This window comes from Kitasatospora sp. NPDC127116, assembly GCF_042677365.1.
Taxonomy (GTDB): domain Bacteria; phylum Actinomycetota; class Actinomycetes; order Streptomycetales; family Streptomycetaceae; genus Kitasatospora; species Kitasatospora lactacystinica.
In genome coordinates, this window is sequence record NZ_JBHXTL010000128.1 from 14853 (window position 1) to 27288 (window position 12436).

Annotated in this window: 9 protein-coding genes; 7 read left to right on the forward strand and 2 right to left on the reverse strand. The window is 74.3% G+C overall.

The window, feature by feature from the left end; translation table 11 throughout:
• Positions 1–403 precede the first annotated feature (403 nt).
• The 3 genes from shbA to ACFVHV_RS35395 all read left to right on the forward strand — a co-directional run bounded on the left by shbA (position 404) and on the right by ACFVHV_RS35395 (position 4166).
• The gene (shbA, locus tag ACFVHV_RS35385; protein WP_380356914.1) at positions 404–1012 is read left to right on the forward strand and encodes an RNA polymerase sigma factor ShbA; all 609 of its coding nucleotides are present in this window, start codon (positions 404–406) and stop codon (positions 1010–1012) included.
• 294 nt (positions 1013–1306) lie between these two features.
• Positions 1307–2809 carry an IMP dehydrogenase gene (guaB, locus tag ACFVHV_RS35390; RefSeq protein ID WP_359897484.1) on the forward strand — a complete coding sequence of 501 codons (1503 nt, stop codon included), beginning with the start codon at positions 1307–1309 and terminating at the stop codon, positions 2807–2809.
• A gap of 229 nt (positions 2810–3038) precedes the next feature.
• A complete protein-coding gene (locus ACFVHV_RS35395) occupies positions 3039–4166 on the forward strand; it encodes a GuaB3 family IMP dehydrogenase-related protein (protein ID WP_380356899.1) in 1128 nt (375 codons plus the stop codon).
• 80 nt (positions 4167–4246) lie between these two features.
• Here the strand turns inward: ACFVHV_RS35395 and ACFVHV_RS35400 are convergent, their stop codons facing one another.
• On the reverse strand, positions 4247–4810 hold the full coding sequence (locus ACFVHV_RS35400; protein ID WP_380356902.1) for a hypothetical protein: 564 nt from the start codon (positions 4808–4810) through the stop codon (positions 4247–4249).
• A gap of 253 nt (positions 4811–5063) precedes the next feature.
• Here ACFVHV_RS35400 and ACFVHV_RS35405 point away from each other — a divergent pair, with 253 nt between their 5' ends.
• Positions 5064–6944: a serine/threonine-protein kinase gene (locus tag ACFVHV_RS35405; RefSeq protein WP_380356905.1), complete on the forward strand. Its 1881-nt coding sequence runs from the start codon at positions 5064–5066 to the stop codon at positions 6942–6944.
• A 7-nt stretch (positions 6945–6951) separates the two neighbouring features.
• On the opposite strand, the gene ACFVHV_RS35410 is transcribed toward ACFVHV_RS35405, so the two are convergent.
• Positions 6952–7482 carry an SHOCT domain-containing protein gene (locus ACFVHV_RS35410; RefSeq protein WP_359911231.1) on the reverse strand — a complete coding sequence of 177 codons (531 nt, stop codon included), beginning with the start codon at positions 7480–7482 and terminating at the stop codon, positions 6952–6954.
• Positions 7483–7538: 56 nt separating this feature from the next.
• Between ACFVHV_RS35410 and ACFVHV_RS35415 the strand changes: the two genes are divergently transcribed.
• From ACFVHV_RS35415 to ACFVHV_RS35425, 3 genes are all read left to right on the forward strand, one after another.
• Complete coding sequence (locus tag ACFVHV_RS35415; protein ID WP_380356907.1) at positions 7539–8654, forward strand: protein kinase; 1116 nt, start codon at positions 7539–7541, stop codon at positions 8652–8654.
• Positions 8655–8815: 161 nt separating this feature from the next.
• Entirely contained in the window at positions 8816–10576 is a 1761-nt protein-coding gene (locus ACFVHV_RS35420; RefSeq protein ID WP_380356910.1) for a protein kinase, read from the forward strand.
• A gap of 96 nt (positions 10577–10672) precedes the next feature.
• Positions 10673–12304, forward strand: coding sequence for a succinic semialdehyde dehydrogenase (locus ACFVHV_RS35425; RefSeq protein WP_359911240.1), 1632 nt, complete (start codon positions 10673–10675; stop codon positions 12302–12304).
• Positions 12305–12436 lie beyond the last annotated feature (132 nt).

Genomic DNA, 12436 nt, shown 5'->3' on the forward strand with positions numbered 1-12436 from the left:
CGGAGCGGGTGCCGCACAGGCGTGTGACGTTACGGTCCCGAGGTTGCACCATGGAGGAGTGGAGCACCTCGGGGACCAGCGGACAGGCACTGCGGCGAACCACGCAGCCGCAGGACACTCGGCGGACGGCGCGACGGACGGGACCACCACCGATCGCGGCGGGGCGGGAGGCGGCACGGTGCAGGAGGGGCCGGTGGTGCGGGGCACGCCCTACGGTGCCGCAGCGCATAACGTTCCGGTGCACAACTCCGGACGCGGTGCCGCGTTTTCCCGCTCGACCAGGCACCATGGACCGATGCGCGACGACGTCGCCGGTACGGCCGGCCAGGCGGACCCGGCGGAGGCCGAGCCCTCCGGTCCGGGCCGTGATCCGTCGTACGCCGACTCCGACGCTCCCGTCGGCATGACCGGCCCGGACCGCCCGCCGGTGCTCGGCACGGGCGGCTCGCCGCTGATGGGCGAACTGGTCGCGGCCGCGGTCCGCGGCGAGGGCCCGGCGATCGACGCGCTGCTCGCCTACGTCCACCCGCTGGCGCTGCGGTACTGCCGCGCCCGGCTGGTCCGGCTGCCCGGCGGGGCCCGGCACCACGTGGACGACGTCGCGCAGGAGGTCTGCGTGGCCGTGCTCTGCGCGCTGCCCCGGTACAAGGACCAGGGGCGCCCGTTCGAGGCCTTCGTGTACGGGATCGCCGCGCACAAGATCGCCGACCTCCAGCGGGCCGCGATGCGCGGACCCGGCTCGACCGTCGTGCCGCAGGACGACCTGCCCGAGGTGCCGGACGAGGCGCTCGGCCCCGAGGAGCAGGCGCTGCTGAGCAGCGACGCCGCCTGGGCGAAGGAACTCCTCTCCAACCTGCCGGCCCGTCAGCGCGAGCTGGTGCTGCTGCGGGTGGCCGCCGGGCTGTCGGCGGAGGAGACCGGCGAGGTGCTCGGGATGTCGCCCGGCGCCGTCCGGGTCGCCCAGCACCGGGCGCTCAGCCGGCTGCGGGCCCTCGCGGAGGAGTCCTCCTGATCGGGTCCCCCGATCCGGCCGCCCGTCCCGATCCGCACTCTTTCCACCGTTTCCGGGCGGAATGAGCCACGGGGCCGGGTTGTTGTCAAGGGCACACGAGGACACATTCGCGGTGCCAGTACCATGGGGTATCGGCGCCTGGGCGGGTTGCCAAAGTTTGACGGGTGCGCTCTGGGTCCCCTTGGAGGATCCTCCCATTGCATCCGGCTTCGGCGGTCTGCGCGAGTGAGCGATGAATGCGCCCCCACCCTCGGGCGTGAGCGGATAAGGCCGGCCACGGAAGGTACCCCCCAAATGTCTTACAACGCCGCAGGCGTACCCGAGAAGTTCGCGATGCTCGGGCTCACGTACGACGACGTGCTGCTGCTGCCCGGGGCCTCCGAGGTGCTGCCGAACCAGGTGGACACCTCCTCGCGGGTCTCCCGGAACGTGCGCGTCAACATCCCGCTGCTGTCCGCGGCGATGGACAAGGTGACCGAGTCGCGCATGGCCATCGCCATGGCCCGCCAGGGCGGCGTCGGCGTGCTGCACCGCAACCTGTCGGTCGAGGACCAGGCCAACCAGGTCGACCTGGTCAAGCGCTCCGAGTCCGGCATGGTCACCGACCCGATCACGGTCGGCCCGGAGACCACCCTGGCCGAGGCCGACGCGCTGTGCGCCAAGTTCCGCATCTCGGGCGTGCCGATCGCCGACGAGGCCGGCAAGCTGCTCGGCATCGTCACCAACCGCGACATGGCCTTCGAGTCGGACCGCAGCCGCCAGGTCCGCGAGATCATGACCCCGATGCCGCTGATCACCGGCAAGGTCGGCATCTCCGGGGTGGACGCGATGGCCCTGCTGCGCCGCCACAAGATCGAGAAGCTGCCGCTGGTCGACGACGAGGGCCGGATCAAGGGCCTGATCACCGTCAAGGACTTCGTCAAGGCCGAGCAGTACCCGAACGCGGCCAAGGACGCCGAGGGCCGGCTGCTGGTCGGCGCCGCCGTCGGTGCCAGCGCCGAGGCGTTCGACCGGGCCCAGGCCCTGGTCGAGGCCGGTGCGGACTTCCTGGTGGTGGACACCTCGCACGGCCACAGCCACAACGCGCTGGCCTGGATCGCGAAGATCAAGTCGGCGGTCAAGATCGACGTGGTCGGCGGCAACGTGGCCACCCGGGACGGCGCCCAGGCGCTGATCGACGCCGGCGTGGACGGCGTCAAGGTCGGCGTCGGCCCCGGCTCCATCTGCACCACCCGCGTGGTCGCCGGCATCGGCGTCCCGCAGGTCACCGCCATCTACGAGGCCGCCCAGGCCTGCCTGGCGGCCGGCGTGCCGGTCATCGGCGACGGCGGCCTGCAGTACTCGGGCGACATCGGCAAGGCGCTCGCCGCCGGTGCCGACACCGTGATGCTCGGCTCGCTGCTGGCCGGCTGCGAGGAGTCCCCGGGCGAGCTGATGTTCATCAACGGCAAGCAGTTCAAGTCCTACCGCGGCATGGGCTCGCTCGGCGCCATGCAGTCCCGCGGCCAGGGCCGCTCGTACTCCAAGGACCGCTACTTCCAGGCCGAGGTGGCCTCGGACGACAAGCTCGTCCCCGAGGGCATCGAGGGCCAGGTGCCCTACCGCGGCCCGTTGTCGGCCGTGCTGCACCAGCTCGTCGGCGGTCTGCGCCAGACCATGGGCTACGTCGGCGCCGCCACCGTCGCCGAGATGGAGAGCAAGGGCCGGTTCGTCCGGATCACCTCGGCGGGCCTCAAGGAGAGCCACCCGCACGACATCCAGATGACCGTCGAGGCGCCGAACTACTCGGCCCGCTGACCCGCTGAACCCCGAAGGGCCCGCTGCCGCACCGCGGCGACGGGCCCTTCGGGCTGCCCGGCGTGCGTCGGGGGTGCGGCCCGGGGGCGCGGCTCCGGACGCGGCCGGAGGCCTCCGGGGCGTGTCCGGGCCGTGGGCCGTCGGGGCGGGACCAGCGGCGGTACGGGATACTGGGGTGCGGCCGGGGTGACCCGGCGCGGGCATGAGCAACAAAGCAGAAGGGCTCGAAGTGACTGAGATCGAGATCGGGCGAGGCAAGCGCGGCCGACGGGCGTACGCCTTCGACGACATCGCCGTCGTCCCCAGCCGCCGTACCCGGGACCCGAAGGAGGTCTCGATCGCCTGGCAGATCGACGCGTACCGCTTCGAGCTGCCGTTCCTGGCCGCCCCGATGGACAGCGTGGTCTCGCCGCAGCAGGCCATCCAGATCGGCCGCCTCGGCGGTCTGGGCGTGCTGAACCTCGAAGGCCTGTGGACCCGCTACGAGGACCCGCAGCCGCTGCTGGACGAGATCGCCGCGATCACCGACGAGTCCACCGCGACCCGCCGCCTCCAGGAGATCTACGCGGCGCCGATCCGCGCCGAGCTGATCAAGCAGCGGATCCAGGAGGTCCGCGACTCCGGTGTGGTCACCGCCGCCGCGCTCTCGCCGCAGCGCACCGCCGAGTTCTCCAAGGCCGTGGTCGACGCCGGCGTCGACGTCTTCGTCATCCGCGGCACCACCGTCTCGGCCGAGCACGTCTCCAGCGCCGCCGAGCCGCTCAACCTCAAGCAGTTCATCTACGAGCTGGACGTTCCGGTGATCGTCGGCGGCTGCGCCACCTACACCGCCGCGCTGCACCTGATGCGCACCGGCGCCGCCGGCGTCCTGGTCGGGTTCGGCGGGGGCGCCGCCCACACCACCCGGAACGTCCTGGGCATCCAGGTGCCGATGGCGACCGCCGTGGCCGACGTGGCGGCCGCCCGTCGCGACTACATGGACGAGTCCGGCGGGCGCTACGTGCACGTGATCGCGGACGGGGGCGTCGGCTACAGCGGGGACATCCCGAAGGCGGTCGCCTGCGGCGCGGACGCGGTGATGATCGGGGCCGCGCTGGCCCGGGCGACCGACGCCCCGGGCAAGGGGTTCCACTGGGGGATGGAGGCCGTCCACGAGGAGCTGCCGCGCGGCAAGCGGGTGAACCTCGGCGCGGTCGGCACCACCGAGGAGATCCTCACCGGGCCTTCGCACACCCCGGACGGGACCATGAACCTGTTCGGTGCGCTGCGGCGCGCGATGGCCACCACGGGGTACACGGAGCTCAAGGAGTTCCAGCGGGTCGAGGTGACGGTGAACCCGGCGCTCGACCACCGCTGACGGGTGTCGACGGAGGCCCCTGCCGGGAATCGGCGGGGGCCTTCGGGGTTTTCGGGGGGCTTGCGGGAGGGGCGCCGGCGTCAGCTCCGGGTGGCGGTGCGGCGGGTGAGGAGGAAGCCGCCGATGAGGGCGATGGTGTAGAAGGCGGCGTCGAGGGGGCGGAGGTCGGCGCGCCAGGCGGTGACGATGTCGTGCAGCAGGCCGTGGGGGGCGGGGCCCTCGGCGCGCAGGCGGCGGAGGTGTTCGATCAGTTGGCCGAGGAGGAGGGCGCCGGCGGCGAGGAGGGCGCCGAGCGGGGGGAGCGAGCGGCTCTTGCCGCCGAGGCGGCCGAGGGGGAGGGCGACCAGGCCGGCCGGGGCGATGGCCAGCCAGCCGAGGCTGTCGGCGGCGCGCAGGGGGGCGCTGCCGTAGGCCAGGCCGCCGATCAGCATGGCGAGCAGGGCGAGGGCCACGGCCAGGGCGGTGCGGCGGCGGGGGACGGGCCGGAGCGGGGGTTCGGTGGGTTCGAAACCGGCCACGGGGGCACCGGGCATGCCGGGGGCGACGTAGCCCTCGGGGGCGGCCGGGGGCGGCGCGACCGAGTAGTGCTCGGCGGTGCGGGGCCGGGTCGATGGGCCGTCAGTGCCCGGCGCGGGTGCGGTCATGGGCGTCGAATCCCCCCGGAAAGACGATGAGCTGCCGAACGGTAGCAGTGGTTCGGGCAGATCTTGGCGAGTTTTCGATCACAGATCGAGCACGGAGCGCCGCGCCCGTTCCGGTTCGTCCCGGCTTGTGGCGGGGGCCGGGTGGTCGCGGGCCCTCCGGACAGGAGATGATGGAGGCTTGGGCGTCCGGGCCCCAGGTCGGGCCGACGTGCCGTCACCACGACCGCCAGCAGCACATGGGGGAACGTTCCGAATGACCCAGGCGAAGGGTTCCACCGGCCGCCTCCTGGCCGGCCGCTACCGCCTGAACGGCGTGCTCGGGCGCGGTGGCATGGGCACGGTCTGGCGCGCCGAGGACGAGATGCTGGGCCGGACCGTCGCGGTCAAGGAACTGCGGATGAACGCCAGCGTCGACGAGGAGGAGAAGCACCGGCTGATCACCCGGACGCTGCGCGAGGCCAAGGCGACCGCGCGGATCCGGCACAGTTCGGCGGTGACGGTCTTCGACGTGGTCGACGAGGACGACCGGCCGTGGATCGTCATGGAGCTGGTCGAGTCCCGCTCGCTGGCCGACGTGGTGCGGGAGGACGGGCCGCTGGAGCCCGCCCGGGCCGCGGAGATCGCGCTGGACGTGCTGGGTGTGCTGAGCGCGGCGCACGCGCTGGGCATCCTGCACCGGGACGTCAAGCCGTCCAACGTGCTGATCGGCGAGGACGGCCGGGTGGTGCTCACCGACTTCGGCATCGCCAGTGTGGAGGGCGACGCCTCCGTCACCTCGACCGGGATGCTGGTCGGCGCGCCCTCGTACATCTCGCCGGAGCGGGCCCGCGGGCAGAAGCCCGGGCCGCCGGCCGATCTGTGGTCGCTGGGCGGCACGCTGTACGCGATGGTCGAGGGCCGGCCGCCGTACGACCGGGGCTCCGCGCTGGCCACGCTGACCGCGGTGATGACCGAGGACCTGGCGGCGCCGGTGAACGCCGGGCCGCTGCGGCCGGTGATCGAGGGGCTGCTGGCGAAGGACCCGGCCGAGCGGCTGGACGCCTCGCAGACCCGGTCGATGCTCAAGCGGGTGGTCGCGGAGTCCACCGCGCGGGCGGAGTCGACCACCGAGCACGCGGTGCCGGTGGAGAAGGCGGCGCCGGAGCCCGCGAAGCAGGAGCCGGAGCAGGCTGAGGAGGGCCGCAAGCGGCCCGTGGCCGGGCTGCTGGGGACGGTCCGGGTCGGCAGCCGGGCCCAGGACGAGGAGCCCGTCGAGAAGCCGGCCGGGGAGCCGGAGGCGCCGGAGCCGGAGGCGATCCGGCCGGTGACCAGTGAGTGGACGATGGGTGCGACCCAGGCGGCCGGGGCCGATCCGCGCACCGGTCGGCGGCGGCTGGCCATCGCGACCGTGATCGTGGTGCTGCTGCTGATCGCCGGGGTGGTGGCGGTGCTCCGGATGGTCGGCAACGAGGACGGCGGGTCGGGCGGCGGGGCCGCGCAGAGCGCGGGGGCCACCGCGCCGGCGGCGGCGGGTACGGAGCCGGAGTCGAGCCCGAGCGCGGCGGCGCCGCCGGCGGGCGGACCCGCGCCGCAGCCGACCGGCGACCCGGCCGCGGTGCCGGACGCGCCCGCGCAGTCGGCCGGTGCGCCGGCGGCTCCCGTGCAGCCCCCGGCACCGGTCCAGACCCCGGCGCAGCCCACGCCGGGGGGCGTGCCGGCCGGGTACCACGAGTACAAGGACCCGAGCGGCTTCTCGGTCGTGCTGCCGGACGGTCTGCAGCCGGCCTCGTCCGACGCCAACCGGAGGATCTTCAAGAACGCGGCGGACGGCAGCCAGCTGCGGATCGAGTGGACCACGTCGCCCGGTGCGAGCGCGGTCGCCGACTGGCAGGAGTCGGAGCCGAGCGTCCGCGGTCAGGTCACCAACTACCAGCGGCTGAACCTGGCGGCGATCACCTACCGGCAGTGGAGCAACGCCGCGGACTGGGAGTGGACCAACGGCACGCCCAGGATGCACTCGCTCAACCGCGGCTTCGTGACCGGGACCCCGGCCAAGTACGGGTACTCGATCTACTGGATCGTCCCGGACGCCGAGTGGGCCGCCCAGGCCCCGGTCCGGGACGTCGTCTTCAACAGCTTCCAGCCCGCGCCGTAGACGGGCTCTAACCGATCAGGCGTTGCTTGGCGCGGGTGAACTCGTCCTCGGTGAGGGCGCCGGAGGTGCGCAGGGCGGCCAGCCGTTCGAGCTGGTTGATGAGCTGTTCGCCGGTGGCGGCTCCGGCCGGTTCGGCGGGCAGGGCCTTCGGGGTGTTGCGGGCGGTGCGGGCGGCGGCCCGGAGCCGCTCGGCGAAGAACTCGGCCTTGACCACGTCCTCGAAGCGGTGCGAGCCGGTGAGCGCCACCACCAGGAGCACTTCGCCGTTGAGCTTGGTGCGGGTCACGGTGACGTCGCTGACGGCGGCGAGCGGAACCGGGACCGGCGGCTTGCCGTCCTTCAGGAACAGGAGCCGATGGGTGGTCAGCACGAGCACTCCCTTGCGGAAGTGCTCGGGGTGGCGCCCGGCGGTGGAGGCGACCGGTTTCTCGCCGTCGATGACGGTCGCCTCCATGGCGCGGACGGCCTCGGCCTGGTTGGCCTTGCTGCTGTTCCCGGACGCCTCGAGGGCGGTGTCGATCAGATCGGTCCAGTCCATGGATCGAGCCTAAGGGAGCCGCTCAGTAGGCTGGTCGGCGAGCGAGAGGAACTGGCATGCGAGGCGGCCCCGAGCTGTTGCTGGCGGGACGGTACCGGCTGACGGACCGTCCCGGACCGCTGAGCGCCCACGCGGTGGACGAGCGGACCGGAGAATCGGTGCTGCTGAGCGCCCTGGAGCTGCCGGGGCTGCTGACGGTGGGGCAGGATCCGGAGGACGCCGCCGCGGCGCAGGCGGACCGCCTGGTGCGGCGGGTGGCGGCGGTCGGTTCGGCCGCGCCGGTCGCGCACCCGCGGCTGCTGCGGGGGGTCGGCGCGTTCGTCGAGGGCGAGCTGCTGTGGACGGTGGAGGAGCGGCCCGCCGGGTGGACGGTGGCCGAGCTGCTCGCCGAGGGGCCGCTGCCGCCGTACCGGGCGGCCGAGTTGGCGGCGGACCTGGCCGGCGCGCTGCGGGCGCTGCACGCGGCCGGGCTGACCCACGGCGACCTGACCGCGGAGTCCGTGCTGGTCTGCGAGGACGGTGCGGCGATGCTCGGCGGACTGCTCGCCGGGGTGGCGCAGGAGGCGTTGGCCGAGGAGCTCGGCGGGCCGGCCGGGCGGCGCCGGTACGAGGTGCGGGCGACCCTGGTCGGCCCGGTGGCGGAGCGTTGGCCGCTGGACGGCGGCCCGGCGGGCGACTGCTGGGCGCTCGGGGTGCTGGTGCAGCGGATGGTCACCGGCCGCGCGCCGTACCCGGAGCGGAACGTGCCGGAGCTGGTGACGGCCGTACGGGACGGGCGGCGCGAGCCCTCGGTGGTGTGCGGGCCGCTCGGGCCGCTGGTGGAGCGGCTGTTGCAGGCCGATCCGGTGCGGCGGCCGACGGCGGAGGCGGTGCGCGGGGAGCTGGCGGAGCTGCTGGCGGGGGCGCCGGAGCCGGTCGACGAGGAGCGGGCGGCGGCGGTCGCGGTGCCCGCGCCGCCGGAGTCGCGGCAGCCGCGCCGGCGGGGCGGGAGGACCGGGGGCCCCGGGGGCGGCAGGAGTGCCCGAAAGGGCGGGAACGGCGGGGACTTCGGGGCAGGAAACGGTGCGAAGCCGCCCCGGATACCCCCGGCCCTATTGGGCCCGCTGTTGGTCGGTGGAGTGTTTGCGCTGCTCGCGCTGGGAATTGTCGCGGTGGTGCTGTTCGCGGGCTGACGATCCGCCGGGATTCCGGTCCTGCGGTTCAGCTGGTGGGCGTGATTACCCGGGGCGGCAAGGTGCGCCTAATGTGTGCGTGGGATTTGTTCGAACAGTGGTCTGCACCAGGCCCTCCGTCGCTGTGACGGCTGGCGGAGTGTGTGGGGGAGCGGGCGCAGATGGGCGTGCAGGACCGGCCGGAGGCGGCCGAGGCGGAGCGGTTGCTGGCCGGGCGGTACGAGCTCGGCGAGCGGCTCGGCCGGGGCGGCATGGGCACCGTCTGGCGGGCCTGGGACCGGATGCTCGACCGCGAGGTCGCGGTCAAGGAGCTGACCGTCAACCACCTGCCCGAGGAGGACCTCCAGATCCTGCACACCCGGATGAAGCGCGAGGCCAGCGCGGCCGCGCGGATCAAGCACCCCGGTGTGATCACCGTGCACGACGTGCTGGAGCAGGACGGCCGGCCGTGGATCGTGATGGAGCTGGTCGACGGCCGCTCGCTGGCCGACGTGATCAGCCAGGACGGCACCCTGCAGCCGCGCGCCGCCGCCGAGGTCGGCAGCCAGGTGCTGGCCGCGCTGCACCGGGGCCACCAGCTGGGCGTGCTGCACCGGGACGTGAAGCCGGCCAACGTGCTGCTGGAGCGCGGCACCGGGCGGGTGGTGCTGCTGGACTTCGGCATCGCGAAGTACGAGGGCTCGACCGAGCTGACCCGGCCGGGGGACCTGGTCGGGTCGCCGGACTACCTGGCGCCGGAGCGTGCCCAGGGCCAGCGGCCCGGGCCGGCCTCCGACCTGTGGGGCCTCGGGGCGACGCTGTACGCGGCGGTCGAGGGCCAGTCGCCGTTCCGGCGGGATTCGCCGATCACCACGCTCGCCGCGGTGGTCGACGAGCCGCTGCCGGAGTCGCGGCGGGCCGGGCCGCTGGGGCCGGTGCTGGCCGCGCTGATGGCCAAGGACCCGGCCGAGCGGCCCACCGCGGACGAGGCGGCCAGGATGCTGGCCGAGGTGCAGGCCGGGCACACGATGGGCCTGAAGTCGGTCGCGGCGGTGCGCACGCCCACCCGGTCGGTGCCGGTGGTGGACCGCAGCGACGGCCCGGTGCCCGAGGCGGAGCCGGCCGAGGGCTCCGAGGAGCCGACCGAGCCGAAGGCCGCCGCACCCGCCGCGCCCGCCGTCCCCGTCGTCCCCGCCGTGCCCGCCGAACCGGACACCACCGGGGGCGCACAGGCCGCTGCCCGGGCGCACACCGGGCCCGTCGCGCCGGTGCCGCACTCCGTCACGCCCGAGCGGGGACCGGCCAAGCGCCGCAGCCTGCTGAAGATCGTCGGCATCGCGGTGGCCGTCGGCCTGCTGGCCGCCGCGGGCACCTTCCTGGTCACCCGGCACGTGGTCGGCGGCGACAGCCCCAACGACCCGACGCCGACCGCCGCGGAATCCACCGGGCCCGAACCCACCAGCGACGCCACCCCCGCGGTGGCACCGCCCAACGGCTACCACTGGGTCGACGACCCGGCCGGCTTCCGCTTCCCGCTGCCGAACGGCACCCCGCCCTGGCAGCGGATCAGCGCCGGCGACAACCAGATCTTCTACAGCCCCGACGGCAAGGTGCACTACCTCCAGTTCGCCGTCACCGTCGGCCAGTCGGTCAAGCCGCTGGAGCACATGCGGCAGATGGAGGCCAGCGTCTCCAAGTCGCTCAAGGACTACAAGCAGCACCGGATGGCCGGCACGGCGGTGAAGGGCCAGGAGGCGGCGGTCTGGGAGTTCAGCTACCTGGCCAAGGAGGGCGGCCGCCGGCGCGCGATCGAGACCGAGTTCATCAGCCAGGACGGCACCAGCTACGCGATCTACTCGTCCAGCCCGGAGCGGGGCAGCGAGTGGAACGAGGCCGAGCAGCGCTTCTACGCCGTGCTCAACAGCTTCACCCCGACCCGCTGACCGGGGCCGGTCGAGGCGCCCGCTTTCACCCGACTGCGGCAGATTCTTGTTACCGACGGGTACCGGACCGGGCGCCGAACGCCTAGGCTGCGCCGTATGTCGGACCTCACAGCAGACGCAGTGGCCACCGAACACCCCGGCACGGGCAACCCGGCGGCACCCGGCGGCGCGCGGACCGTCGCCGCGGCCGTCCCGCCGTCCCTGGTCGCCAAGCTGGCGACCGGCGTCACCGCCACCGGCGAGCCCGACCTGGTGGAGACCGTCGCCCCGCTGACCGGCGAGCGGCTGGCCAGCCTGCCGCAGTCCACCCCGGCCGACGTCGAGGTCGCCTTCCAGCTGGCCCGCCGCGCCCAGACCGCCTGGGCCGCGCTGCCGGTGCGCCGCCGGGCCGCCGTCCTGCTGCGCTTCCACGACCTGCTGCTCAAGCGGCAGGACGAGGTGCTGGACCTCGTCCAGGCGGAGACCGGCAAGGCCCGGCTGCACGCCTTCGAGGAGGTGCTGGCCGTCGCCATGGCCGCCCGGCACTACGGGCGGGCCGCGCACGGATACCTCCGGGACAAGCGGCGCGGCGGCGCGCTGCCGGTGCTCACCCAGGCCGTCGAGGCCCGCCGGCCCAAGGGCGTGGTCGGCCACATCTCGCCGTGGAACTACCCGCTGGAGCTGTCCGTCGGCGACGCCCTGCCCGCCTTCGTGGCCGGCAACGCGGTGGTCAACAAGCCCGACACCCAGACCGCGCTGACCGCGCTGTGGGCCCGCGAGCTGCTGATCGAGGCCGGGCTGCCGGCCGACCTGTGGCAGATCGTGATCGGCGACGGCCCGGTGATCGGCCCCGCCGTGGTGGAGCACGCCGACTACGTCTCGTTCACCGGCTCCACCCGCACCGGCCGCGACGTCGCCCAGCGCGCCGCCGCCCGGCTGGTCGGCGCCTCGCTCGAACTCGGCGGCAAGAACGCCATGCTGGTGCTCGCCGACGCCGACCTCGACGCGGCCGCCGCCGGCGCCGTGCGGGCCTGCTTCTCCTCCGCCGGACAGCTGTGCATCTCGATCGAGCGGCTGCTGGTGCACCGCTCGGTGGCCGACGAGTTCCTGGAGCGCTTCGCCGCCCGCACCCGGGCGCTGCGCCTCGGCGGCGGCCTCGCGTACGGCGCCGACATGGGCTCGCTGGTCTCCGTCCGCCAGCTGGAGACCACCACCCGGCACGTCGACGAGGCGGTCAAGGCGGGTGCCACCGTGGTCGCCGGCGGACGGGCCCGGCCGGACCTCGGTCCGTTCTTCTTCGAGCCGACCATCCTCGACGGCGTCACCCCGGACATGGCGGTCTGCGCCGAGGAGACCTTCGGCCCGGTCGTCTCCGTCTACCGCTTCGACACCGACGAGGAGGCGGTGGCCGCCGCCAACTCCACGCCGTACGGCCTCAACTCCAGCGTCTGGACCAGGGACCTGCGGCGCGGCCGGACGGTCGCGGCCCGGCTGCGCACCGGCACGGTCAACGTCAACGAGGCGTACGCCGCCGCGTACGGCTCGATCGCCTCGCCGATGGGCGGGATGGGCGATTCCGGGCTGGGCCGCCGGCACGGCGCCGAGGGCATCCTGCGCTTCACCGAGGCGCAGACCATCGCGACCCAGCGGCTGATGCCGATCGCGCCCTCGTTCGGCCTGGACGACAAGCAGTTCGCCGCGGTGATGACCGCCGGCCTGCGGGCGCTCAAGGCGCTGCGCTTCAAGTAGGCCCGCTTCACGTGGGCCCGCTCACGTGGGCCCGCTTCACGTAGGCCCGCTTCGCGCGGGCCCGGGCGGGGGGGGGGGGGCCCGCGGGGGGGGGGGGCGCGGGCCCCCCCCCCCCCGACCGGTGTGCCCCCC

Excerpts from the sequence above, each read along its gene's own strand:
- shbA (WP_380356914.1), top strand. The coding sequence starts at position 404 with ATGACCGGCCCGGACCGCCCGCCGGTGCTCGGCACGGGCGGCTCGCCG.
- guaB (WP_359897484.1), top strand. The coding sequence starts at position 1,307 with ATGTCTTACAACGCCGCAGGCGTACCCGAGAAGTTCGCGATGCTCGGG.
- ACFVHV_RS35400 (WP_380356902.1), bottom strand. The coding sequence starts at position 4,810 with ATGACCGCACCCGCGCCGGGCACTGACGGCCCATCGACCCGGCCCCGC.
- ACFVHV_RS35405 (WP_380356905.1), top strand. The coding sequence starts at position 5,064 with ATGACCCAGGCGAAGGGTTCCACCGGCCGCCTCCTGGCCGGCCGCTAC.
- ACFVHV_RS35410 (WP_359911231.1), bottom strand. The coding sequence starts at position 7,482 with ATGGACTGGACCGATCTGATCGACACCGCCCTCGAGGCGTCCGGGAAC.
- ACFVHV_RS35415 (WP_380356907.1), top strand. The coding sequence starts at position 7,539 with ATGCGAGGCGGCCCCGAGCTGTTGCTGGCGGGACGGTACCGGCTGACG.
- ACFVHV_RS35420 (WP_380356910.1), top strand. The coding sequence starts at position 8,816 with ATGGGCGTGCAGGACCGGCCGGAGGCGGCCGAGGCGGAGCGGTTGCTG.
- ACFVHV_RS35425 (WP_359911240.1), top strand. The coding sequence starts at position 10,673 with ATGTCGGACCTCACAGCAGACGCAGTGGCCACCGAACACCCCGGCACG.